The organism is Streptomyces scabiei 87.22 (assembly GCF_000091305.1).
In the GTDB taxonomy this organism is placed as follows: domain Bacteria; phylum Actinomycetota; class Actinomycetes; order Streptomycetales; family Streptomycetaceae; genus Streptomyces; species Streptomyces scabiei.
Genome location: NC_013929.1, coordinates 9,231,251 through 9,256,799, shown reverse-complemented (window position 1 = coordinate 9,256,799; position 25,549 = coordinate 9,231,251). Strand labels below are relative to the sequence as shown.

Here is a 25,549-nt window from a genome sequence, read left to right as displayed (position 1 = left end):
CGGCCCAGCGCCGATCCCCGAGCACGGCGGAGGTGAGACCCATGAGCCCGATCCCGGCCCCGGCCGTCGGGCGCGTCCCCGTCAGGGACGTCCGCCCGCTCGTCGAGTGCGGCAGGCGTCCCGCGAAGGCAGTCGTCGGTGAGACCTTCGAGGTCACCGCGACGCTCTTCCGGGAGGGACACGGTGTGGTCGCCGCCAATGTGGTGCTCAAGGATCCGGAGGGCCGCCCGGCCCCGTGGACCACGATGCGCGAGCTGGCCCCCGGCACCGACCGCTGGGGCGCCTGCGTCACTCCGACCTCCGTCGGCCGGTGGACGTACCGCGTCGAGGCCTGGAGCGACCCGATCGCCACCTGGCGTCACACCGCCCGTATCAAGATCCCGGCCGGCATCGACTCCGGGCTCGTCCTGGAGGAGGGCGCCGAGCTCTACGCGCGCGCCGCCGCCGGTGTGCCGGAGGCGGACCTGCACGCGGTGCTGCTGACGGCCGTACGGAGACTCCGCGACGACACCGTTCCGGTCGCCGACCGGCTGGCGGCGGCGTTGGCGCCGGAGGTGGACGAGGTCCTGGCCCGTCATCCCCTGCGGGAGCTGGTCACCTCCTCCGAGCCGTTGCCGCTGCTGGTGGAACGCGAACGGGCCCTGTTCGGCTCCTGGTACGAGTTCTTCCCCCGGTCCGAGGGCACCCCCGCCCAGCCCCACGGAACGTTCCGCACGGCCGCCCGCAGGCTGCCGGCCATCGCCGCGATGGGCTTCGACGTCGTCTACCTGCCCCCGATCCACCCGATCGGGACGACCTTCCGCAAGGGCCGCAACAACACCCTCTCCCCCACCCCCGACGACGTCGGCGTCCCCTGGGCCATCGGCTCCCCCGAAGGCGGCCACGACGCGGTCCACCCCGACCTCGGCACCCTCGACGACTTCGACCACTTCATCTCCGAGGCACGCGCCCTGGGGATGGAGATCGCCCTGGACTTCGCGCTGCAGTGCTCCCCGGACCACCCCTGGGTGGACAAGCACCCCGAGTGGTTCCACCACCGCCCCGACGGAACGATCGCCTACGCGGAGAACCCGCCGAAGAAGTACCAGGACATCTACCCCATCGCCTTCGACGCCGACCTGCCCGGCCTCGTCACCGAGACCACCCGGATCCTGCGGCACTGGATGGACCACGGCGTGCGGATCTTCCGCGTCGACAACCCCCACACCAAACCGGTCGTGTTCTGGGAACAGGTCATCGCCGACATCAACGCCACCGACCCCGACGTCATCTTCCTCGCCGAGGCCTTCACCCGCCCCGCGATGATGCACACCCTGGCCGCCACCGGCTTCCAGCAGTCCTACACCTACTTCACCTGGCGCACCACCAAGGCCGAACTCACCGAGTACGCCACCGAACTCGCCGGCGAGGCCGCCGCCTACATGCGGCCCAACTTCTTCGTCAACACCCCCGACATCCTCCACGCCTTCCTCCAGGAAGGCGGCCGCCCCGCCTTCGAACTCCGCGCCGTCCTCGCCGCCACCCTCTCCCCCACCTGGGGCATCTACTCCGGCTACGAACTGTGCGAGAACACCCCCCTCAAACCCGGCAGCGAGGAATACCTCGACTCCGAGAAATACCAGCTCCGCCCCCGCGACTGGGACACAGCCGCACACGAGGGACGCACCATCGCGCCGCTCATCACCGCGCTCAACGACATCCGACGGCGCCACCCCGCACTGCAGGGGCTCAGGAACCTGCGCTTCCACCACACGGACAACGACGCGGTGATCGCGTACAGCAAGCGCTCCGGCCCGGACGCGGTCGTGGTGGTCGTCAATCTCGACCCCCACCGCGCCCAGGAGGCCACGGTCACGCTGGACATGCCGCAGCTCGGCCTCGGCGCAGGCGACGACGTGCCCGTGCGCGACGAGCTGACCGGGGAGAGCTACCGATGGGGAAGGACGAACTACGTGCGGCTGGAACCCGGTCGGGCACCCGCGCACGTCCTCCATGTCCACCTGCCCGTCGACAGCACGTCCGCCTCGGCGCGGACCGGAGGTTCAGCCACACCATGACGACGAACAACCCCATTCCGGACACCTTCGAGGACACGCCGCAGAAGGACCGGGACCCGGACTGGTTCAAACGCGCCGTCTTCTACGAGGTACTCGTCCGCTCCTTCCAGGACAGCAACGGCGACGGAGTCGGCGACCTCAAGGGCCTCACCGCCAAACTCGACTACCTGCAGTGGCTCGGCATCGACTGCATCTGGCTCCCGCCCTTCTTCAAATCCCCCCTCCGCGACGGCGGCTACGACGTCTCCGACTACACCGCCGTCCTCCCCGAATTCGGCGACCTCGCCGACTTCGTCGAATTCGTCGACGCCGCCCACCAACGCGGCATGCGCGTCATCATCGACTTCGTCATGAACCACACCAGCGACCAGCACCCCTGGTTCCAGGAATCACGGAACAACCCCGACGGACCCTACGGCGACTACTACGTCTGGGCCGACGACGACAAACAATTCCCCGACGCCCGCATCATCTTCGTCGACACCGAAGCCTCCAACTGGACCTTCGACCCCGTCCGCAAACAATACTTCTGGCACCGCTTCTTCTCCCACCAGCCCGACCTCAACTACGAGAACCCCGCCGTCCAGGAAGAGATGATCTCCGCCCTGCGGTTCTGGCTCGACCTCGGCATCGACGGCTTCCGCCTCGACGCGGTGCCCTACCTGTACCAGCAGGAAGGCACCAACTGCGAAAACCTCCCCGCCACCCACGACTTCCTCAAACGGGTACGCAAAGAGATCGACGCCCACTACCCCGACACCGTCATCCTCGCCGAAGCCAACCAATGGCCCGAGGACGTCGTCGACTACTTCGGCGACTTCGCCAGCGGCGGCGACGAATGCCACATGGCCTTCCACTTCCCCGTCATGCCACGCATCTTCATGGCCGTCCGCAGGGAATCCCGCTACCCCGTCTCCGAAATCCTCGCCAAAACCCCGGCGATCCCCTCCAGCTGCCAATGGGGCATCTTCCTCCGCAACCACGACGAACTCACCCTCGAAATGGTCACCGACGAAGAACGCGACTACATGTACGCGGAATACGCCAAAGACCCCCGCATGCGCGCCAACATCGGCATCCGCCGCCGCCTCGCCCCCCTGCTGGACAACGACCGCAACCAGATCGAACTCTTCACCGCCCTGCTGCTGTCCCTGCCCGGCTCACCGATCCTCTACTACGGCGACGAGATCGGCATGGGCGACAACATCTGGCTCGGCGACCGCGACGCCGTCCGCACCCCCATGCAGTGGACCCCCGACCGCAACGCCGGATTCTCCTCCTGCGACCCCGGCCGCCTCTCCCTGCCCACGATCATGGACCCCGTCTACGGCTACCAGGTCACCAACGTCGAAGCCTCCATGTCCTCCCCCTCGTCGCTGCTGCACTGGACCCGCCGCATGATCGAGATCCGCAAACAGAACCCCGCCTTCGGCCTGGGCACCTACACCGAACTCCCCTCCACCAACCCCTCCGTCCTCGCCTACCTCCGCGAACACGGCGACGACCTCGTGCTCTGCGTCAACAACTTCTCCCGCTTCGCCCAGCCCACCGAACTCGACCTGCGCGCCCACGAAGGACGCCACCCCGTCGAACTCATCGGCGGAGTCCGCTTCCCCGCCATCGGCGAACTCCCCTACCTCCTCACCCTCGCGGGCCACGGCTTCTACTGGTTCCGGCTCTCCCGAGTCCTCACCCGCGCCGCCGCCCCAGGGCGTTGAGGCGCGGCCCGGCGAAAGGACGCGTCACCATGCAGAAGACCGCAACCGCACTGCTCCGGCCGGGCAGCGGCGGGCCGAGCACCGGCGAGGCCGCCGCCGACCTCATGACCTCGCTGGCCGGGCTGCTGCGCGACTGGCTGCCCCGGCAGCGCTGGTTCGCCGGCAAGGACCGGCCGGTCACGGACCTCGCCCTGCTGTCGATGACCGAGCTGTATCCGGGCTGTCTGCACCTGCTCGTGCACACCGGCCAGCCGAGTCGCGCCGGCCACGGCGGGGTGCCCTCGCCGGGCGGCGCACCCGCCGGCGACTGCTATCAGTTGCTGCTCGGTGTGCGGGAGCACCAGGTCCCGCGTCTCGCCCGGGCGCTCATCGGGCAGGCGCGGAAGGGCCCGCTCGCGGGTCTCAGCGTGTACGACGCGCTGTACGACCCCCGCTCGGCCCGGCTGCTGCTCGAACGGCTCAGGCACCCCGGCTCGGCGGGCCCGTTGTGTTTCGAGGCGGACCCGGACGTACGGGTGCCGGAGGGGCTCGCGCCCCGACTGCTGGACGCCGAGCAGTCCAACTCCTCGCTGGTGTACGGGGACGCGTTCATCCTGAAGGTGTTCCGGCGGATCCAGCCGGGGGTCAATCCCGACCTGGAGGTGCCGGGCGCGCTCGCCGGGCAGGGGTGCGGCCGGGTACCGGCGCCCGTGGCCTGGTTCCGGACGACGGATCCGTTCCCGGCGACGCTCGGTGTGCTACAGCCGTTCCTGCCCGACGCGTCGGACGGCTGGACGCTGGCGCTCGGCGCGCTCGCCGCCGGTCAGGACTTCACGGCGCAGGCCCGGGAGCTGGGCCGGGCCACGGCGGAGGTCCACCTGGCGCTGGCCTCCGCCTTCCCCTCGGGCGCCCACGACGAGAACGGGCGCACGGCCGCCGCGATGACCGAGCGCCTGGACGCCGCCGCCCGTTCCGTACCGGCCCTGCGGCCGTTCGTCCCCGGTCTGCGCACCGCCTTCCGCGCCCTGCTCTCCTGCGACGTGGGTCCGCCTGCGCAGCGCGTGCACGGCGATCTGCATCTGGGGCAGGTGCTGCGGGCCGGCCGGGAGTGGTTCGTCATCGACTTCGAGGGCGAGCCGTCCCGTCCGCTGGCGGAGCGGTGCGGCACCCAGTCGCCGGTGCGGGACATCGCCGGGATGCTCCGCTCCTTCGACTACGCGGCCCGGCAGCGCCGCCCCTGGCGCCCGGAGTGGGCACGCCGCTGCCGGGAGGCGTACTGCGCGGGCTACGCCGCCCACGCCGGCTGGGACCCGCGCAAGAAGCACGGCCTGCTGCGCGCCTACGAGACGGACCGGGCCGTGTACGAAGTGCTCTACGAGGCCCGGCACCGCCCCGACTGGCTTCCCGTACCGATGGCGGCGATCGAGCGTCTCGCCGTGAGAGGAGACTGAGACCGTGGCCCTGCGCGACACCACTCCCCCCGAGGCGGCGGGCCCGCCCCCGCGCGGACCCCGGCTGACCGTGCCGGCCCCTCCCCTGGCCCCCGACGACCGTGCGCGGCTGCTCTCCGGCGCCCACCACGACCCGCACGCCCTGCTCGGCGCCCATCCGGTGGCGGGCGGGATCGCGGTGCGGGCGCTGCGGCCGTACGCCCATGCCGTGAGCGTCGTGATCGGCGGTGAGCGCACCTACCTCGCCTCGGAGGGCGACGGTCTCTTCTCCGTCCTGCTGCCGCGTGAGTCTGTCCCGGAGTACACGCTGCTCGTCTCCTACGAGGACACCGACCACGAGGTGCACGACCCGTACCGCTTCCTGCCCGCGCTGGGCGAGCTGGATCTGCATCTGATCCGTGAGGGGCGGCACGAGCAGCTGTGGAAGGCGCTCGGCGCCGAACCGATGACCCACCAGGGCGTGACCGGCACCCGCTTCACCGTGTGGGCCCCGAACGCCCGGGGTGTCCGGGTGGCCGGCGACTTCGCCTGCTGGGACGGGACGGCGTTCCCGATGAGGTCCCTCGGGTCGTCCGGGGTCTGGGAGCTGTTCCTGCCGGGGGTGGGCGAGGGCGCCCACTACAAGTTCGAGATCACCTCCCGCCACGGCCACCGTCTGCTCAAGGCCGACCCGATGGCCCGCCGGGCGGAGGTACCGCCCGCGACGGCGTCCGTCGTCACCGCCTCGCACTACGAGTGGGGCGACGCGGACTGGATGGCGCGGCGCGGGGACACTCCGGTGCACGAGGCGCCGTTCTCCGTCTACGAGGTCCATCTGCCGTCCTGGCGACCGGGACTGACGTACCGTCAACTCGCTGATGTGCTGCCGGAGTACGTCCGCGACCTCGGTTTCACCCATGTCGAGCTGATGCCGGTCGCCCAGCACCCGTTCAGCGGGTCCTGGGGTTATCAGGTCACCGGCTTCTACGCCCCGACCGCGCGGCTCGGCTCCCCGGACGACTTCAAGTACCTGGTCGACGCCCTGCACCGGGCCGGTGTCGGGGTGATCCTGGACTGGGTCCCCGCGCACTTCCCCAAGGACGACTGGGCGCTCGGGCGGTTCGACGGGGAACCGCTGTACGAACCCGGGGACAACCGGCGGGCCGAGCATCCCGACTGGGGCACGTACGAGTTCGACTTCGGCCGTACCGAGGTGCGCAACTTCCTGGTGGCGAACGCGGTGTACTGGTGCGAGGAGTTCCATGTCGACGGGCTGCGGGTGGACGCGGTGGCGTCGATGCTCTACCTCGACTACTCGCGCGACTCGGGCCAGTGGACCCCCAACGTGTTCGGCGGTCGCGAGGATCTGGACGCGGTCGCCTTCCTCCAGGAGATGAACGCGACCGTGTACCGGCGCGCGCCGGGCGTGGTGACCATCGCGGAGGAGTCCACGGCCTGGGACGGCGTCACCCGCCCGACCGACAGCGGCGGCCTCGGCTTCGGCCTGAAGTGGAACATGGGCTGGATGCACGACTCGCTCGGCTACATCGAGCACGAGCCGGTGCACCGCAAGTACCACCACGACGAGATGACCTTCTCGATGGTGTACGCGTACAGCGAGAACTACGTCCTGCCCATCTCCCACGACGAGGTCGTCCACGGGAAGCGGGCGCTGGTGTCGAAGATGCCGGGCGACTGGTGGCAGCGGCGGGCGAACCACCGGGCGTACCTGGGCTTCATGTGGGCCCACCCCGGCAAGCAACTCCTCTTCATGGGACAGGAGTTCGCGCAGGGGGCCGAGTGGTCGGAGGCGCAGGGCCCGGAGTGGTGGCTGCTCGACCCGGGGTACGGCGCCGAGGCCGACCACCGGGGGGTGCGCGACCTCGTCCGCGACCTCAACGCGGTGTACCGGCGGACGCCCTCGCTCTGGCAGCGGGACACCGATCCCGCCGGTTTCCAGTGGGTGTGCGGCGACGCCGCAGACGACAACGTCTTCGCGTTCCTGCGGCTCGACGCGCAGGGGGTGCCTCTCCTGGCGGTGTCCAACTTCAGTCCGGTCGTACGGCGGGAGTACCGGCTCGGTGTCCCCGAGGAGGTCCCCGCATGGGTCGAGGTGCTGAACACGGACGCCGTGATGTACGGGGGCGGTGGCGTGCACGACCCGGGGCCCGTCGCGGTCGAGCCGGTGGCGTGGCACGGGCGGTCGGGCAGCGTCCGGGTGACGCTGCCACCCCTGGCCACGGTGTGGCTCCGCCCGGCCTAGGTGTTGCGGTTCGCGTGCGGGTGAGTGGGGCCTTCTCGCGCAGTTCCCCGCGCCCCTGAAAAGCAGGGGCTGCGCCCCGTGCTTTTCAGGCCCGCAGGGCCCGGGTTCTTAGGGGCGCGGGGAACTGCGCGACCAGCCCCCGCCCACCCGCACCCACCCACGCACGGACAGCCCTCCGAGCCGATCGGTCAGGATCGGAGAAGCCCGCCGACGCGCCCCCGCCCTAGCGTTGAGCGCAGTACACAGCGACCAGAAGAACGACCCCCGAGGAGCACCCCATGACCGCCGGACTCAAGACCGTCATCTACCCCGTCAAGGACCTGGCCGCGGCGAAGGCCCTGTTCAGCGCCCTGCTGGGGGTCGAGCCGTATGCGGACTCGGCGTACTACGTCGGTTTCAAGGACGCGGGCCAGGACGTGGGCCTGGACCCCAACGGCCACGCGAAGGGAATGACCGGGCCCGTGCCCTACTGGCACGTCACCGACATCCGGGCCACGCTCACGGGCCTGCTGGGCGCCGGCGCCGAGACGCTGGAGGACGTCCACGACGTGGGCGGCGGCCGGCTCATCGGCTCGGTGAAGGACCCGGACGGGAACCTGATCGGACTGCTCCAGGACACCGCGGCGGAGTAGACACCGGCCGCGTTCGTTGCACCTGCACTAGTTGCACAGGCAACAACCACCTCGTCCTCTGTTACCGTGCACATATGGCAGCGAACACGGCCGACGCCCGGCTTGAGGACGAGTGGCGGGACATCCTGTCCGTGCACGCCCGCACCATGTGCGAGATCGACCGCGTCCTGCATCCGCATGGCCTCGGCGCCAGCGACTTCGAGGTGCTCGACATCCTCGCGTCCGGCCTGGCGGCCGCTACCGCCGCCGGGGACCTGTGCCGGGTGCAGAACATCGCGGAGAAGGTCCACCTCAGCCAGAGCGCGCTGTCCCGGCTGATCGGCCGACTGGAGAAGGACGGCCTGGTGGAACGCTCCGTGTGCGCGGAGGACCGGCGCGGCGTATGGGTCGCCCTCACGGACAAGGGCCGCGCGCTGCACGCCGAGGCGCTCCCGCTGCAGCGCGACGCCCTGGCCCGCACGCTCCGGCAGGACTGACAGCCCGCCCGCCACCCGGCCGGGCCGGGCACGAGGGGCTGCGGTCCCCGCTTCTCGGACCGGCTCTCCGGCTCAGCCGGCCTGCCTTCCCAGCAGGGTGCCCACGTCGTGGGCGTCGAGGGTGAGACCGTGCGGGGAGCCGGCGTCGATGGTGAGGGACAGGTCGGCGTCGGCCGGCCACTGGGAGGCGAGGGCACCCAGCGGCACCAGGCGGTAGCGCGCCACATAGGGCAGGACCTCGGCCATCGCGGGTTCCGAGGTGAAGACCGGCACGATCTGTTCACCGCCGGGCTGCTCCAGAACCGGCAGCGCCACGGCCGTCGGGTCACTCACGGCCGCCTCGTCGGCGTCGTCCGGCACGGGAATCAGCACGTCGCTGTCGGCGAGGGTGCTCAGCGCGGCCTCGTCGTGGGTGTCGAAGGCGAGCACGGTCAGCGCGCGCTGGGCCGGCGATACGGCCTGGGGCGCGTGGTGACCGTTGGGGGAGATGTCCATGAAAGATCCCAGGTAGTGATGGAAAGGCCGCCCGGAACGGCGTCCGCACCGGGCGCGTCGCCCTGCGCGTACCCGACACGGACGCGCGCACTCCTCATGTGCAGCTCCGGATACGGCCCACCGCTCCGTGGCACACGGGGCAGGACCGGCCGTTCCCGGTTCGAGGTGAGAACGGACCAGTAGTGGTGACCGGCACCCACGCGCCCTCCGGAGCCCGCCGCCTAGCGTGACCGTATGACCATGCAACCCTGGTTTCCCGCCGCCAAGCTGGGCATCTTCATCCACTACGGCATCTACGCCGTGGACGGGGTGCCCGAGTCCTGGTCCTTCTACTGGGGCGAGGTGACGCACGAGCGGTACATGAAACAGCTGGACGGCTTCACCGCGTCCGCCTACGACCCGTCGGCCTGGGCCGGGCTGTTCGCCCGGGCGGGCGCGGGATACGCGGTGCTCACCGCACGCCACCACGACGGCGTCGCCCTGTGGGACACCGCCCACGGCGAACTGGACGTCGTCCGGCGCACCCCGGCGGGCCGGGACCTGATCGGCGGATACGTGGACGCGCTGCGCGAGCGGGGTCTAAAAGTCGGCCTCTACTACTCGCACTCCGACTGGAACCACCCGGACTACGCGAGCCTGCGCCACCCCGAGATCGACCGGTGGTCGCACACGCACCCGGGCGGCAACGACGCCAACCCCTACGCGCACGCCGCACCCGGCGAGGAGGACCCTGCGGCCTGGGAGCGTTACCTGGCCTATCGTGACGGCCAGGTGAAGGAGCTGGTGGAGCGGTTCCGCCCCGATCTGCTGTGGTTCGACGGCGAGTGGGAACGCACCGAACAGCAGTGGCGCATCACGGAGTTGGCCGACCTGATCCTCGCGGAGAACCCGGACACCGTTCTGAACGCCCGTATGCTCGGCCGCGGCGACTACGCCACCCCCGAGCAGGGGGTACCGCTCGAAGCGCCCGGCGGCCCCTGGGAGTTGTGTCTGACGATCAATGACTCGTGGGGTTTCCAGCACGCGGACCACAATCACAAGTCGGTTCGGCAGCTGGTGCGTTACTTCACCGAGACGATCGGCATGGGCGGCAATCTGCTGCTGGACGTCGGTCCCCGGGCGGACGGGACGATCCCCGCGGAGCAGGTCGAGCGGCTGGAGGGGCTCGGCGCATGGATCGCGCGGCACTCCGAGGCCGTCCACGGAACGGTCGCCGGGCTGCCCGCCGGGCACCACTACGGCCCGAGCACTCTCTCCGCCGACCGGCGCACCCTGTATCTGACGTGCTTCGACGTACCGCGCGAGTCCGTCGCGGTGCGGGGGCTGCGCAATCCGGTCCGGAGGGTCACCGTCGTCGGCACGGGCACCGAACTGGGCCACCGGGTGATCGGCGGCCTGGACGCCGTGCCCGGTGTGACCTGGATCGACGCCCCCGAGGAGGCCGACCTCGACCCGTACGCGACCGTGCTCGCGCTGGAGCTGGAGGGGGAGCTGGACCTCTACCGGGGTACGGGCCGCGACTGACCGAGGAGCCGGTCGACGGTCAGGACCCGCACCTGTGGGCGGCAAGCGGGGGCGTGCGGGAAGGAGGCGCCGAAGCCGGGCACGAACAGCGCGCCGTAACTCGTACCGGGCACGGAGACGTTGGCGCCGGAGCAGGGCCAGGAGACCGGGCCGCCTGCCTGCCTGCCTGCCTGGAGCTACGTACAATCTTCGGGAATCGGCCGGAGGTGCGTGATCAGGGCTCTCCGGATGGGCTCCGGACGGCCCGGGGCCGCCTTCGGGGGGAATCGCATTGCCGTGGGACGTGGCTCCGCTGGTGAGCCGGGAGACCGAGCTGGCACGGCTCGCCGGAATACTCGACGGACTGACGGGGACCGGCGACGGCCCGGCGGTCCCCGCCCCCGGCCCGGCCGTCGTCGACGTCACCGGCGCGGCGGGCATCGGCAAGAGCAGATTCGTCTCGGAGTTCTGCGCGCTGGCGCGGGAGCGGGGCATGACGGTGCTGCGCGGCCGGGCGACCGAGTACGAGCAGCATCTGCCCTACCAGCCACTCGCCGACGCCCTCGCGGACCTCGACTCCGAGACCGGGATCCCGTCCCCGTTCACCGAGGCGCACACCCTGGACCGCTTCGCGATGCAGCGTGCGGCGGCGGCCTTCCTCGCCCGGGTCGCCCGCACCGGCAAGGGCCTCGTGGTGGCGCTCGACGACGTGCACTGGGCGGACCCGGCGTCCCTGGAACTGCTCGACCACCTGGTACGGCACCCTCCGCGGCGCGCGCCGGTGGTGATCGTGGTGGCGCGCCGCGAACGGCAGACCTCTCCCCGGCTCGTCGCCTCGCTCACCCGGGGCGTGGAGACCGGGACGGTGCTGCGGCTGGAGCTGGGCCCCCTGGACCGTGCCGACTGTCTCGCGGCGCTCGCCCCGGACCGGCCGCCCGCCCTCGCCGCCGAGCTGTACGCGGCCAGCGAGGGCAATCCGCTGTACCTCCTGGCGCTGCTCCAGGCGGGCAGACCTGCGGGGCTCAGCTCGCTGCTCCTGGACGAGTTGACTCCACTGACCGACGCCCAACGCGCCACGGTCCAGGCCGTGGCCGTGCTCGGTGACCATGCCGCACCCGCGCTGGTGGCGGCCGTCACCGGGCGGGACGAGATCGAACTCGACGCGGATCTGAGGGAGTTGACGGCCCGCGATCTCGCGCGGCCGGGGCCCGACGGCCGCTGGGCCCTGCGGCATCCCGTGCTGCGGTCCCTCGTCCACGACACCACCGACCCCCTGCTGCGCACCCGGATGCACCACCTCGCCGCCGCCGAACTGGCCCGGATCGGGGCGCCGGTCACCGAGCGGGCGCATCACGTGGAACGTTCGCTGACCGGCTGGGACCCGGACGCAGTGACCGTCCTCACCGAGGCCGCCCGGCAGGCCGCCGCGACCGCGCCGGCGAGCAGCGCGCACTGGCTGGGCGTCGCCCTCACCCATCTGCCGGAGCGGCCTGCGCACGGGGCGCTGCGCCGCGACCTCATGCTGCGCCGGGCCGAGGCGCTCGGCGCCTGCGGCGGGCTGCTGGAGAGCCGGGACCTGCTGCACGAGGTGATCAGTCTGTCGCCGCCGGGCACCGACGACGGCGTACGGGCCGGCGCGGTCACCCTGTGCGCGGTCATGGAACGCCATCTGGGCCGGTACGCGGAGGCCATCGCCCTGCTGCGCCGCGAACTGGCCCGCGGCGCCGACCTCTCCCCCGCGGAGACCGTCCAACTCGGCCTGGAACTCGGCTCGTCCGCCCCGCACGCCAGCTCCTACCCGGACGTGCGCGACGACGTGGTCCGCACGCTGGAGCTGGCCCGGTCACTGGGCGACGAGGTCGCGGAGGCGGGGGCGCTCGCCGTCACCGCGCTCGGGGAGGCGTACGAGGGGAACACGGTGGCCGCCGCCGAGGCCGCCGACCGGGCCGGCGCGCTCATCGACTCCCTCACCGACCAGGATCTCGCGGGCCTGTGCGAACCGCTTGCCCGGCTCGGCTGGGCGGAGGCGTTCCTCGAACGGTACGCCGACGCCGAACGGCACGCCGGGCGTGGTCTCGCCATCGCCCGACGGGGCGGCCTGCTCTACGTGGTGCCGCATCTGCTGCTGTGCCTGTCCCACATCCAGGTCATGACCCTGCGGCTGGGGCCGGCCCTGGAACTCGCCGAAGAGGCGGAGACCATCGCCCGGGGCATCGGCAGCGACGAACTGCTCGCGTTCGTCCTGGCGTCGAAGGCCCAGGCACTGGTCCCCGCTCTCCCGCCGGGCGACGGTGGCGCGCTGGCCGTCGCCGAGGAGGCCGTGGCGCGGGCCGGTGCCGGCACCCGCTGGTGGGCGTCCATCGCCTGGTGCATGCTCGGGTACGCCGCGCTCCACACCGGTGATCCGGCGCGGGCCCGCGCGGCGGTGATCCGGGCGGGCGGGGAGGATCTCGGGGGCCTGCAGCCGAGCATGCGGCCCCTGTTCATGGAGATCCTGGTGACCGCCGCCGTGGTCGCCGGGGACCGCGATCAGGCCCGGCAGTGGGCGGACCGCGCCCGCAAGGAGGCGGAGCGGCTCGGTCTCGTGGCGCAGCGGGCGTCGGCGCTGCGCAGCTCGGCGCATGTGCCGCTGGCCGACGGCGACGTGGCGGCCGCGGCCGACCTGTTCGAGCGGGCCGCGGCGGAGGCGGCCCGGGGCGGGGGCCGGCTGTGGGAGGCGCAGACGCTGCTGCTGGGGGCGCCCCTGACCGCGTCCGCGGGACGCGCGGCCCGGGCCCGGGCCATGTGGGAGCGCGCCCTGCGGCTGAGCACCGAGGGAGAGGCCCGTCTGCTGACCGGCCTCGCGGAGGTGATCCGGCCGACGGTCCTCGACGCGGAGCGGACGGCGGGAGAGGTGACGAGCCCGCTGGCGGCGACCGCTCCGGAGGTCGCGGGCGGGAACGGCGGGGAGCCGGGCGCGGGTCTCGTGGCGGGCGCGGTGACCGGTCCGGGCGCGGGTCCGGTGGCCGGTGCCGTGGCCGGAGCGGGGGCAGGTCCGGCGAGCGGTGCGGGGGTACGTCCGAGCGGGGGCGCCGACGGGCCGTCACGGGAGGCGGCGTCCGAGGAACTGGCGGTGCTGTCGCCGCGGGAACGGGAGATCGCAGCTCTCGTCGCCAAGGGCCTGACCAGCCCCGCCATCGCCGAACGTCTGTTCCTCAGCCCGCGTACGGTCGAGACCCACCTCTCCCGCATCTACCGCAAGACCGGTGTGACGTCGCGTGCCGCGCTGGCGGCGCTGCAGGTGCGCGAGGAAATGCGTGACGGGGGCGTGTGAGCGCTCCTCGGCACGCGATCGGGCGCGGTCGTGACGCGGCGGCGGGGTGCGCGGCGCGCCCGATTACGTAGTCTCCCCGATACCGGGCACGCCCGCCGTCCGGAACGATCGCTTCTGGAACCACGTGGCGGGCCGACCATGCCGGCCGAACTCGCCGAACACGCCCTACCGACCACGGCCGCCGCCGTCGCCCCGCACGCGACGGCCGGTCCGGACACGCCGGGTCGCCGCCGCGGAGGGGGCGGCGGCGACCGGGCTCCGCCCCGTCGGCCGCTCCGGTGCCGACGCCGCCGGGCCGCCCCGGACGGCCTGGGCCCGCTCCACTGAACCCGTGCGACCGCGCGCTTCCCGCACCCCTCGTTCGTCTCCTCCGAGCGGGGTGGTTAGCATATGAGCGCCGCCTAGCTCGAAAGATAAACTTGTGACTGTCAACGAGGACTCGTTCACCCAATGGAAGAACCGCGAGGAGATCGCGGAGTCGATGATCCCGATCATCGGGAAGCTGCACCGTGAGCGGGACGTGACGATCCTGCTGCACAGCCGCTCCTTGGTGAACAAGTCGGTGGTCAGCATCCTGAAGACCCACCGGTTCGCCCGTCAGATCGCCGGTGAGGAGCTGTCGGTCACCGACACCCTGCCGTTCCTGCGGACCCTCACCTCGCTCGACCTCGGCCCCTCCCAGATCGACATCGGTCTGCTCGCCGAGGCCCACCGGGCCGACGACCGGGGGCTGTCGGTCGAGGAGTTCACCGCGGAGGCCGTCGCCGGCGCCACGGGCGCCAACAAGATCGAGGGCAGCGAGGGACGCGACGTCGTCCTCTACGGCTTCGGCCGCATCGGCCGCCTCGTGGCCCGCCTGCTCATCGAGAAGGCCGGCTCCGGCAACGGCCTGCGGCTGCGCGCCATCGTGGTGCGCGGCGGGGGTGAGCGGGCCGGCGAGGACATCGTCAAGCGGGCGTCCCTGCTGCGCCGGGACTCCATCCACGGCCAGTTCCAGGGCACGATCACCGTCGACGAGGCGACCAGCACGATCAACGCCAACGGCAACGAGATCAAGGTGATCTACGCCGGCGACCCGTCCGAGATCGACTACACCGAGTACGGCATCAAGAACGCCATCCTCATCGACAACACCGGCAAGTGGCGCGACCGCGCGGGGCTGTCGAACCACCTGCGCCCCGGCATCGACAAGGTCGTGCTGACCGCGCCCGGCAAGGGCGACGTCCCGAACATCGTGCACGGCGTCAACCACGACACGATCAAGCCGGACGAGCGGATCCTGTCCTGCGCGTCCTGCACCACCAACGCGATCGTGCCGCCGCTGAAGGCGATGGCCGACGAGTTCGGTGTGCTGCGCGGTCACGTGGAGACCGTCCACTCGTTCACCAACGACCAGAACCTGCTGGACAACTACCACAAGTCCGACCGCCGGGGCCGGTCCGCGCCGCTCAACATGGTCATCACCGAGACGGGTGCCGCCTCCGCCGTCGCCAAGGCGCTGCCCGACCTGAAGGCGCCGATCACCGGCAGCTCGATCCGCGTGCCCGTCCCGGACGTCTCGATCGCGATCCTCAGCCTGCGTCTCGGCCGGGAGACCGACCGCGACGAGGTCGTCGACTACCTCCGCGGCGTCTCGCTGACCTCGCCGCTCAAGCGCCAGATCGACTTCACCAACGCCCCCGACTCGGTCTCCAGCGACTTCATCGGCTCCCGCCACGCCTCGATCGTCGACGCGGGCGCCACCAAGGTCGACGGCGACAACGCGATCCTCTACCTCTGGTACGACAACGAGTTCGGCTACTCGTGCCAGGTCATCCGGGTCGTCCAGCACGTCTCCGGCGTGGAGTACCCCACGTACCCCTCCCCGGCGGTCTGATCCACCGGGACACGGGACCGAGGGCCGCGGGCCGGACGGGGGACCCCCCGTCCGGCCCGCGGCGCGTCCGGACCCCTGGGGCGCGGCGCCGGAGCCGGCCCTCCGGGCCGACGCCGGGGCATTGTCAGTGGTGGGAGGCAGGATGGCTCCCATGACGACTTCAGCTGCAGTGATCGTGGATGCCGCCGCCTACGCCCAGGCCGTCGAGGACGCGGTCCGGGCCTCGGCCGCGTACTACACCGGCGGCACCTCGGCGCTGGACGACGACACCTACGACCGGCTCGTGCGCGGCATCGCGGTGTGGGAGGCGGCCCATCCCGAGCAGGTCCTGCCCGAGTCGCCCACCGGGAAGGTGGCCGGCGGAGCCGTCGAGGGGGACGTGCCCCACACGGTCGCGATGCTCAGCCTGGACAACGTGTTCTCCGCCGAGGAGTTCACGGCGTGGACGGCGTCGCTGGCCCGGCGGATCGGGCACGACGTGGAACGGTTCGGTGTGGAGCCGAAGCTCGACGGGCTCGCGGTCGCCGCCCGGTACACGCGGGGGCGGCTCACGCGGCTGATCACGCGGGGCGACGGGACGGCCGGGGAGGACGTCTCGCACGCCATCGGCACCATCGAGGGGCTGCCGCGGGAGCTGGCCGAGCCGGTGACGGTCGAGGTGCGCGGCGAAGTCCTCATGACGACCGCCCAGTTCGAGCACGCCAACGAGGTGCGCACCGAACACGGCGGGCAGCCGTTCGCCAATCCGCGCAACGCCGCGGCGGGCACGCTGCGCGCCAGGGAACGGGCGTACACCGTGCCGATGACGTTCTTCGGGTACGGACTGCTGGCGCTGCCCGGCACGGACGCCGACTCGGCCGCCCGCCTGGGCGAGCTGGCCCACAGCGAGCTGATGGCGCGGGCCGCCGGGCTGGGGGTGAACACCACCGCGAGCACGGCCGTCCCCGGTGTCACCGCCGCCACGGTCGAGGAGGTCCTGGACCGGGTGAAGGAGATCGCCGGGCTGCGGGCGGAGCTGCCGTTCGGCATCGACGGAATCGTGATCAAGGCGGACCTGGCCGCCGACCAGCGGGCCGCCGGGTCAGGAACCCGTGCCCCGCGCTGGGCGATCGCCTACAAGCTGCCCGCCGTCGAGAAGATCACGCGGCTGCTGGAGGTGCAGTGGAACGTCGGCCGCACCGGCATCATCGCGCCACGCGGAGTACTGGAGCCCGTCGAGATCGACGGCTCCACCATCACGTACGCCACCCTCCACAACCCGGCGGACATCACCCGCCGTGACCTCCGCCTGGGCGACCACGTCATGGTGCACCGCGCCGGTGACGTCATCCCCCGCGTCGAGGCCCCCGTCGCCCATCTGCGCACCGGCGACGAACAGCCCATCGTCTTCCCCGAGGTGTGCCCCAGATGCGGCTCCGGCATCGACACCGGTGAACAGCGCTGGCGCTGCGAGAACGGCCGCAACTGCCATCTGGTCGCCTCCCTCTCGTACGCCGTGGGCCGCGACCAGCTCGACGTGGAGGGGCTCGGGCACACCCGGGTCGTCCAGCTCGTCGAGGCGGGACTGGTCGCCGATCTGGCCGATCTGTTCGCCCTCACCCGGGAGCAGTTGCTGAGCCTGGACCGCATGGGCGAGACCAGCACCGACAACCTCCTCGCCGCGCTCGACACGGCCCGGGGGCGGCCGCTGTCGCGGGTGCTGTGCGCGCTGGGCGTGCGGGGCACCGGGCGCTCCATGTCCCGCCGGATCGCCCGCCACTTCGCCACCATGGACGACATCCGCGCCGCGGACGCCGAGGCGATCCAGCGGGTCGAGGGCATCGGCACCGAGAAGGCCCCGTCCATCGTGGCCGAGCTGGCCGAACTCGCCCCGCTCATCGACAAGCTGGTGGCGGCCGGGGTGAACATGACGGAGCCGGGCGCCACACCGCCCGCCCCGGCCGGCGACCCGGAAGGGCCGGAGGAGGGCGCCGAGGGCGCCGGCGGGCCGCTCGCGGGGATGGCCGTGGTGGTCACGGGAGCGATGACCGGCGTCCTGGAGAAGCTCAGCCGCAACCAGATGAACGAACTCATCGAGCGGGCCGGGGGGCGCGCCTCCTCCAGCGTCTCCAAGAAGACCTCCCTGGTCGTGGCGGGCGAGAACGCCGGCTCCAAGCGGGCCAGGGCCGAGAGCCTCGGCGTCCGGCTGGCCGGCCCGGACGAGTTCGCCGCGCTGGTCGCCGACTTCCTCGACTGACCGCCTCGGGGCGATCGCCGTGGGGGCGGCCGGGATCAGAGCTGGAGGATGACGAGGGCCGCGTCGTCGGTGGCACGGCCGGCGGGGAGAAGATCGAGCAGGAGGGCGTCGGCGAGGGGTTCGGGGCCGACCCGGCGGTGGCGGGTGAGCGCGTCGGCGAGACGGGCGAGGCTGTGGTCGATGTCCTCGCCGCGGCGTTCGACCAGGCCGTCGGTGTAGAGGACGAGCAGGTCGCCCTCGGTGAAGGCGACGGTGGCCTCGGGCCGGAGCGTGTGTTCCGGGCGGGCGCCGAGCGGGGGATCGGTGGCCCCGTCGAGGAAGACGACCTCGCCGTCACGGCACAGCAGCGCGGGCGGCAGATGCCCGGCGCTGCTGTAGGTGATGGTGCGGGTGTCCCAGTCGACGCAGGTCTGCACGGCCGTGGTGTTCTCGGCGCCGTCGACGGAGCGGGCGTACAGGCCGAGCGCGTCCAGGGCCTGTGCGGGACCGTCCGCCACCAGGGACGCGGCGCTCAGCGCGCTGCGCAGCTTGCCCATGACGCAGGCGGCGGCCAGGCCGTGTCCGACCACGTCACCGACGGCGATGCCGATGCGGTCGACACCGGTCAGGTCGACCAGGTCGTACCAGTCGCCGCACACGTTGAGCGCGTCGGTCGCCGGCTGATAGCGCACCGCCGCCCGGTGGTGACCGAGCGGGTTGGGCGCGGGCAGCATCGCCGTCTGCAGGGCGAGCGCGACCTCCCGCTCGTGGGCGTGCGCCTCGCGCAGCCGCTCGTTGACCTCCTGCAGCTCGCGCGCGCGGGTGTACAGCTCGGCCTCCAGCACGCTGGCCCGGTCGCCCGGGGAGCGCTCGCGGGCGCGGATCAGCTCGGTGACCTCCTCGACCTTGTGGATCAGGAGGACCACCTTGCCGTCGGGGCCGAGGATCGGCGCGTTCACCGGGCTCCAGTACCGCTCCTCCCACTCCCCCGGCCGCTCAACCGACTCCACGTCGTAGCGCTGGAGCGCCATCGCGTCGCGCTCACCGGTCTCCACCACCCGGTGCAGGGAGGCGGCCAGATTGCGCATCCCGCTCGCCGAGGGGTCGGCGGGGTTGTCGGGGAACACGTCGAAGAGGTACCGGCCGACCACCTGCTCGCGGGTGCGCCCCGACAACCGCAGGAACTCCTCGTTCGCGTCCGCGTACACCAGGTCGGGTGTCAGCAGCGCCACCATGCCCGGCAGCGCCTGGAACACCGCCGCATAGTCGTTCGCCGTGTCCGTCATGGTCGCCGCCTCAGCGTCCGTCGCCGTTCCGTGATCCCCACCATAGGAGCCCACGGCCCCGAGGGCGCGGTCCCGTTCCAGGAAAACCCACAGGTAACGCACGTTTGTGCGATATAGGACCCTGGCGTACGGGAAGGGTCACGGTGCGGCACCGCGCCATGGCCGGGCGGAAGCCTCACCCCACCCCGCGCCGCTGCGGAGGGTGAGCGCGCACGGCGGTACGACGGCGGCCCGGCGCCGGCCCCGGTGACTGGCCGGTAATACGTACTCCGGTTACGTAGGACTACGGATGCGGCGGCGCACCCGCTTCGGTTGGCTTGCCGGACGCCGGGGTGATCCTGTCGTGCGCCCGCTCGCCGTCGGGGGCTCCCGGCGCGTCGCGGGAGGCTTCTCGGGAGGGGCCCCTCGGCGATTGTCAGTGGCTGCCGCTAGCGTTCCGCACATGGTCGCACGTGGGCCGGGATTCCCCGGCTGAACTGTGCTTTCTTCCTGTGCAATTGACGCTAGGGGCTGGGGTACGTGGGTTGGCTGTCGGCGGGCGACGGGTATGAAGTCGCCCTTGTGGAGGGGCGGGTGGCGGCGCGAGCCACCTCGGGCCGGGCGGCGGGGAGGCAGTTGAAGTCGCTGCCGAAGGCGCTGAAGGACCACCCGGAGGTGGACCGGCTGCGACGGTTCGCCGAATGGCTGGATCGGCACGCGGCGGCGTGCGTCACGCAGGTGGACGCCTGGATGGTGTCGTCACTGCCCGTACCCACCGGTCTGCTGGCCCGGGTGTGGCCGGACGAGGCGTGGCAGGCCGCGCTGCGGGACCTCGCGGTGGTCGGCGACGACCCGGACGAGGTCGGCTTCCTGCGGGGGGCCACCGACTCGGGCGAACTGCGGGTCGTGAACCTGGACGGCGAGACGGTCCGCCTCTCCCCGCGCACGGTGACCCTGCCGCACCCGGTGCTGCTGCCGGACCTCGACGACATCCGGGAGTTCGCGGCGGAGCTGGGCATCGTCCAGCGCGTCGAGCAGATACACCGCGCGACCTGGCGCCGGCCGGCGGACCTGGCCGCCAAGGCCACCCAGGTACGGGACTTCACCGGGGGTAAATTCCGCTCCCGGTTCGCCCTCGCCGCCCGCGCCACCTCCCTCGGGTACCGCGTCTCCGGCGGGTACGCCACGGCCCGCGTCCGGGACGGCGAGCGCACCGTCGAGGCCTCCGTGTGGATCGGGGAGCCGTACTGGGACGACGAGGTGGAGACCGGCAGCCTGACCTGGCAGGACCAGGACGGCCGCGCCCTGCCGCTGGCCGACGTGGGTCCGGTGGCCTGGTCGGAGGGGATGCGGATGGCCTCGGCGCTGCACGCCGGGCGCGTGATCGAGGAGGGCAAGGACGCATGAACGGGGGCGAGGCTGTGTCGTACGAGGAGATGCTGGCCGCGGGCGGGGTGCTGCCGGCCGACACCGAGGGGGCCGGGGAACGGGCGGTGCCGCTGACGGCGCGGACCTACCGCCATCCGGGTCTGGACGACCGGGTGGTGGTACGGCTGGTCGCCGGGGAGCTGGGCGCGGCGGAGGATCTGGCCGCCGGGTTCCTGGGGCTGGAGCAGGACGCGGAGCCGGCGGTCGTGGGGCTCGGGCTGCGGCAGTCGCTGGGCTTCCCCGAGTGGGTGCTGGTGCACCACCCGGCGGACGGTCACCACGCGCTGGGCGTCGTGCCGGACCTGGAGCGGGCGGCCCGGCAGGCCCGGACCAAGCCCAAGGCGGCCATGGACGCGTATCTGGAGCTGGGCGACCGGCTCGCGGCGTCGGTACCGCACTTCCTGCCGACCTTCTACGAGCAGGCCGGGCGGGTGTTCCTCGGGGAGGAGAACGCCACCTACGCGGCCCAGTTGTTCACCCGCGCCCGCAAGGCCGAGGCGGAGCACGGGCTGGTCGTCGAGGAGGAGCGGCTCGACGCGGTGTTCCTGGAGTTCGCGCTGGCCGGCGCGCTCCCGGTGAAGGTGCTGTCGGCCTACGCGAAGGAGCTGGCCGCGCGGGTCCCCGCCGAGGAGGCGCTGCGGCGCTTCACCCGGCTGTGCCTGCGCCGCACGGCGGGCGGTCTGCCGCCGTCGGCGCAGATGGCGAACGACCTGCGCAGGCTGGCCCGCGCCGCCGGCCTCGACGCCGACGTGACCGAACAGGACTATCTGGCCGAGCTGCTGGCCCTGCCGTCCACGCTGCGCGCGGCGGCCGGCTGGTGGAAGGGCCACCGTACGGCGCTGGTGGCGCTGGCCGCGCGTGAGCCGAGGGTGCGCGGCACCCTGCTGGACACGCTCCCCTCGTCCACCGACGAGGACCTGCCCGGGATGTGGCTGGACCTCCTGGAGGTCTCCGGCGCCACGGCCGCGCTGTGGGACGGCTCCCTGCCCGCGGACCAGCGCCCGCACGACGGTACGGCGGGCTGGCTGGAGCGGTTCCTGGTGTTCCGGGAGCGGGCGCGGTCCTGGCGCGGTTCCACCCGGATGCCCGAGCTGTACCCGCTGGTGGAACGGGCGGCGGACCGGCTGCGGACCGAACTTGCTTCTTCGGAGCGCGAGTTGACGGTCACGCACGACATCGACCTGATAGATCTGCTGCTGTCCCTGGACGTGCCCGTGGCCGCGCCGGCGAAGGCCACGTCGCTGCCGCTGGAGCAGTGGGCGCCGGGTGAGGGCCACCGCGAACTGCTGTCGCTGAGCGCGGACTCCCGCTTCCACGAGGCGTTCCTGCTGGGCGCGGACCGCTTCGGCGACGACGACTCCGGGCGGCGCGCGATCCGTGTGCTGGCCGCCTCCCCGGGCGGGCGCCCGCTGCTGGCGCGCTGGGTGAGCGGGGTCGTGCGGCGGTTCACCGCCGTGGGCCTGCCCCAGCTGCCCGACGCCCTCACCCGGCTGAAGTGGCTGCCGGCCGAGGCGCTGGCGCTGGCCGAGGACGAGGTCCGCGCGGCCGTCGCCACCGACCTGGCACCGGTGCTGGCGCGGACCCTGCGCGCCGGACTCTTCGACGAACTGGGCTGGCCCGCCTGGGAGGACGCCACCGCCAGCCTCGTCCCGAAGAACGACGTCGAGGACATCATCGTCGCCGACGCCTGGCCGCATCTCGTCGTGGCCGGCGGCGCCCAGGCCCGCGTGATCGGCGCGGAGGGCACCCTCCTCACCCACGACCTGCGCATCCCGGCGAACGACCGCTGGGGCGACCCGGGCTTCCACCACGTGGACGGCGAACTGCTCGTCTACTGGCGGTCCCGCAACGACGGGCTGCGCGGCTACTGGCACACCCGCGCCGACAGCCCCCGGACCATGGAGGGCCCGGGCGGCACCCGGGGCACCGAGATGGACTGGTACAAGGCCGACCTGCGGCTCACCCTCCCCCTGCCGGGCGGCGGCCGGGCCACCGGCGCGGGCGTCCTGCACACCGGGGACACCACGGTCCCCGAGGAGCGGTGGCTGCTCTTCGACGGCGCCTCGTACTGGGTGTGGCACGCGGAGGGCGAGCGGGACGCCCACGGCTTCCACGAGTACGACCCGGCCACCAACACGCGCGGGCGCCGGAGCCTGCCCGCGTTCCTGTCCGACGCGCTGCGCGACGCCCCCGAGGGCAGCACCTACGACAGCGGCTGGCTCGGCCCCTCCCCGACCGTCGGCCGCACCCCGGCCTCGGCTCCCGTGGACGGCGTGGTGGGCATCCGCACGATCCGGCTGCCCGACGGCTCCCGGCGCACCGAGGACCTCGCCGGACACAGCGTCACCCTGCCCGCCGGCCGGGGCCGGGCGGCCGCGCTCGTGGTGTTCCCGGGCGACGACCGGGCCCGTGCCGTCGTCCGCAACGGCTGGCAGCTGGAGATCTTCGACACCGACGGCGTCGTCACCTCCGTCGCGAAGACGGACCGTACGCCGGGCGTCTTCGGCGAGGGCACGCTGCTGCTGCCGCCGGTGCAGTTCTGGGAGTGCATGACCGCCCGGGATCCGGAGGGCTCCGCCGCACTGCGCCGCATCGACGGGGCGACCACGCAGGCCCTGCTGGCGGCCGCCGCCGAGGAGGACAAGGACGCGCTGCCCACCGCGATCCGCGCGCTGCTGCCGGTCACGCACGACGCGCTCGTCGCGGGCATCGCCGGAGTCGTGCGCCACGCGGCCGGCCAGCAGGCCGTCCTCGACGGTGCCGCGGCACGGCTCACCCGGGCGCTCGACGGGGGCCTGGAGGAGGAGGGACCCGCCGGGCCGGCGGACACCGTGCTCCAGCAGGCCCTGAGCGGCGTCGGCGGATCGGCCGGCCACTGGTGGCACCGGGACGACCAGGCGGACACCGTCTTCCGTGCCCTGCGCACCCTCACCAGGGCCGCCGGGCTCGACGGGACCGCCGTGCCGCAGGAGCGCGCCGTACGCCTCCACCTCGACGGGACCGGGCTGCCGGCCGGGCGCCCCGAGTTGCCGACGCTGATCGACCGGGTGTGCGCCCTGGCGTTCCGGGCCGCGGCCCTCACCACCACGGAGGACCACCGCGAGGTGCTGCGGACGCTGCTCGAACGGCTCGACGCCCTGGGCCTCGGCAACGACGGCGCGTCCACCCGCTGGCGCGAGGTGACCGTCCGGCTGGGGGCCGACCAGCTGCGCACCCCGTCGGGCGCTTGGCGCGAGGGCTCCTGGGACGGACTCCTGCCGCTGGGCGGCGGCGCGTTCCTGGCGATCGTGGAGCACGGCTCGCCGGACAACGACGGCTGCACCTTCCGCGGGTACTTCCACGACCCGGCGGAGCGGTTCGAGACGCCGGAGCCCTACACGCTCCAGAAGTCCACCCCGCTGGGTGTGGCGGGCGACGCGCCCTGGATCGGCGGGTTCCTGGCGGAGCTGGCCGCGCGCGGTCCCGCGCCCTGGTTCCCCGAGGCCGCCGAGGAGTTCGCCCGGCTGACCGGGGTCACCGACACGGTGGCCAGGCTGCTCGTGGCCGGGCTTCCGGGGGTCGACGTGTACCAGCGCACGTTCCTGACCACGGAGGCGCGCCAGGCCCTCGGGGTCAAGGCCGCCCCCGCGGCCGTCGCCAAGGACGAACTCCAGAGTGTCGACAGCGCGGTCCGCGCGGCGGTGGTCGGCGCGCTGCTGCCCGACGACCCCGCCGGTCTGTGGAGCGACGGACCGAACGCGGCCGCCGCGGCCGAGCTGTGGAACAGCGAGGTCGGCAGGCGGACGGCCGTGCCGGAGGACGTGCTCGCCGACGCGCTGCGCGCGGTCAGGCACGCGCGGTGGAACGTGCGCGAGGCCCTGCCCGCGCTGCTGCACCCGGCCGGTGAGCCGCGGCTCACCCAGGACCTGGACTGGGCGGTCAAGGGCGACCGGGTCCGGCCGGTGACGGACGACGCGGTCGGCTTCACGGCGGACACCCTGGTCGGCTCGGTCGGCCTGGCCGCCTGGCTCGCCCACCGCCTGCCCGCGGGCGACCCGCTCCGGGCCGCGCTGCCCGTCGCGCTCACCGCCGTACGGGAGCGGCTCGCCCACCCCGGGCTGGTGCTCGACCTCGGGCGGTACGTCAGCCTCACCCAGTTCCGGAAGACGGCCGGCACCCCGACCGAGACCGGTGAGGGCTTCGAGCGGTACGGCGCCGTCGTCCTCGCCACCCACGACGACCAGCCGTCGCCGGGCGTCCGGGTCGCGCTGCTCGACGAGGCCGGCCAGGACCCCTACCTGCCCGCGCTGCGGGTGGACGATCAGCGGCCCTACGCGGCCGAGGTGGCGCTGCGCCTGGCCCGCTCCGCCCCGTTCGCGGCCCTGCTCGACGACCCGGGCGCACCGCTCGCCGGCGAGCGCGCCGCGGACGGCACCTGGTGGCCGCAGGACCCGAGCCGTTCGGTGCCCGACCTGGTCACCGAGGTGGCGAAGGAGTACGGCATCGGTGAGGACGCCGCCACGCTCTACCTGATGCTGCTCGCCATGCCCGACCCGACGGACCGCATGACGGCCCGCTGGACCGGGTGGAAGCCGGCCCGGCTCAAGGCGGCCCGTGCCGAACTGGCCGGGGGCGAGCTGATGGTGGAGGCCAGCCGCACCCGGGCGGGGCGGTCGCTGTTCCTGCCCGGCGCCTGGGTCGACCCGAAGGCGCCGCGTCTGCCGCTGGAGCGGTGGAAGCTGCCGCTGTTCGGCGAGCTGATGACCGACGATCACGCCACGTTCGGCGTGATCGTGCCGACCGCACCGGCCGCCGAGCTGTACCGCAGGGCCTGGCAGCGCGTCCAGGACGGCGACGCGCCCCGGTTCGAGGAACTGAAGGTACGGCGCGGCCGCCGCCGCTGACCGGCCCGGGGCGCCC

The 25,549-nt window shown here is 72.8% G+C and carries 14 protein-coding genes; 12 read left to right on the top strand and 2 right to left on the bottom strand.

The genetic code is table 11. The features are described 5' to 3' along the window. The first annotated feature begins 41 nt into the window (after positions 1 to 41). The 6 genes from SCAB_RS39880 to SCAB_RS39855 all read left to right on the top strand — a co-directional run bounded on the left by SCAB_RS39880 (position 42) and on the right by SCAB_RS39855 (position 8,555). A complete protein-coding gene (locus SCAB_RS39880) occupies positions 42 to 2,057 on the top strand; it encodes an alpha-1,4-glucan--maltose-1-phosphate maltosyltransferase (RefSeq protein ID WP_013005730.1) in 2,016 nt (671 codons plus the stop codon). Then, positions 2,054 to 3,775, top strand: a complete 1,722-nt coding sequence (gene treS, locus SCAB_RS39875) for a maltose alpha-D-glucosyltransferase (RefSeq protein WP_013005729.1) — start codon at positions 2,054 to 2,056, stop codon at positions 3,773 to 3,775. Before SCAB_RS39880 ends, treS begins: the two co-directional genes overlap by 4 nt. A gap of 29 nt (positions 3,776 to 3,804) precedes the next feature. After that, positions 3,805 to 5,205, top strand: a complete 1,401-nt coding sequence (locus SCAB_RS39870; protein WP_013005728.1) for a maltokinase N-terminal cap-like domain-containing protein — start codon at positions 3,805 to 3,807, stop codon at positions 5,203 to 5,205. A gap of 4 nt (positions 5,206 to 5,209) precedes the next feature. Next, positions 5,210 to 7,447, top strand: coding sequence for a 1,4-alpha-glucan branching enzyme (glgB, locus tag SCAB_RS39865; RefSeq protein ID WP_013005727.1), 2,238 nt, complete (start codon positions 5,210 to 5,212; stop codon positions 7,445 to 7,447). Between the two features lie 278 nt (positions 7,448 to 7,725). Next, entirely contained in the window at positions 7,726 to 8,079 is a 354-nt protein-coding gene (locus tag SCAB_RS39860) for a VOC family protein (RefSeq protein ID WP_013005726.1), read from the top strand. Between the two features lie 74 nt (positions 8,080 to 8,153). Next, positions 8,154 to 8,555: a MarR family winged helix-turn-helix transcriptional regulator gene (locus SCAB_RS39855; RefSeq protein ID WP_013005725.1), complete on the top strand. Its 402-nt coding sequence runs from the start codon at positions 8,154 to 8,156 to the stop codon at positions 8,553 to 8,555. Between the two features lie 72 nt (positions 8,556 to 8,627). On the opposite strand, the gene SCAB_RS39850 is transcribed toward SCAB_RS39855, so the two are convergent. Then, on the bottom strand, positions 8,628 to 9,050 hold the full coding sequence (locus SCAB_RS39850; protein ID WP_013005724.1) for an SseB family protein: 423 nt from the start codon (positions 9,048 to 9,050) through the stop codon (positions 8,628 to 8,630). A 234-nt stretch (positions 9,051 to 9,284) separates the two neighbouring features. Here SCAB_RS39850 and SCAB_RS39845 point away from each other — a divergent pair, with 234 nt between their 5' ends. From SCAB_RS39845 to ligA, 4 genes are all read left to right on the top strand, one after another. Beyond that, complete coding sequence (locus SCAB_RS39845; protein WP_013005723.1) at positions 9,285 to 10,574, top strand: alpha-L-fucosidase; 1,290 nt, start codon at positions 9,285 to 9,287, stop codon at positions 10,572 to 10,574. A 283-nt stretch (positions 10,575 to 10,857) separates the two neighbouring features. Beyond that, the gene (locus SCAB_RS39840) at positions 10,858 to 13,866 is read left to right on the top strand and encodes a helix-turn-helix transcriptional regulator (RefSeq protein WP_013005721.1); all 3,009 of its coding nucleotides are present in this window, start codon (positions 10,858 to 10,860) and stop codon (positions 13,864 to 13,866) included. 421 nt (positions 13,867 to 14,287) lie between these two features. Continuing rightward, positions 14,288 to 15,742 carry a glyceraldehyde-3-phosphate dehydrogenase gene (locus SCAB_RS39835; protein ID WP_013005720.1) on the top strand — a complete coding sequence of 485 codons (1,455 nt, stop codon included), beginning with the start codon at positions 14,288 to 14,290 and terminating at the stop codon, positions 15,740 to 15,742. Between the two features lie 142 nt (positions 15,743 to 15,884). After that, the gene (ligA, locus tag SCAB_RS39830) at positions 15,885 to 17,978 is read left to right on the top strand and encodes an NAD-dependent DNA ligase LigA (protein WP_041670155.1); all 2,094 of its coding nucleotides are present in this window, start codon (positions 15,885 to 15,887) and stop codon (positions 17,976 to 17,978) included. A 35-nt stretch (positions 17,979 to 18,013) separates the two neighbouring features. On the opposite strand, the gene SCAB_RS39825 is transcribed toward ligA, so the two are convergent. After that, positions 18,014 to 19,243, bottom strand: coding sequence for a PP2C family protein-serine/threonine phosphatase (locus SCAB_RS39825; RefSeq protein WP_037726500.1), 1,230 nt, complete (start codon positions 19,241 to 19,243; stop codon positions 18,014 to 18,016). A 519-nt stretch (positions 19,244 to 19,762) separates the two neighbouring features. On the opposite strand from SCAB_RS39825, the gene SCAB_RS39820 reads away from it, so the two are divergent. Beyond that, positions 19,763 to 20,629 (top strand): DUF4132 domain-containing protein, encoded by an 867-nt coding sequence (locus SCAB_RS39820; protein WP_037726501.1) that lies wholly within the window; start codon positions 19,763 to 19,765, stop codon positions 20,627 to 20,629. Beyond that, positions 20,626 to 25,533 carry a DNA-binding protein gene (locus tag SCAB_RS39815; protein ID WP_173402949.1) on the top strand — a complete coding sequence of 1,636 codons (4,908 nt, stop codon included), beginning with the start codon at positions 20,626 to 20,628 and terminating at the stop codon, positions 25,531 to 25,533. The genes SCAB_RS39820 and SCAB_RS39815 overlap by 4 nt, the downstream gene beginning before the upstream one ends. The last annotated feature ends 16 nt before the right edge of the window (positions 25,534 to 25,549 follow it).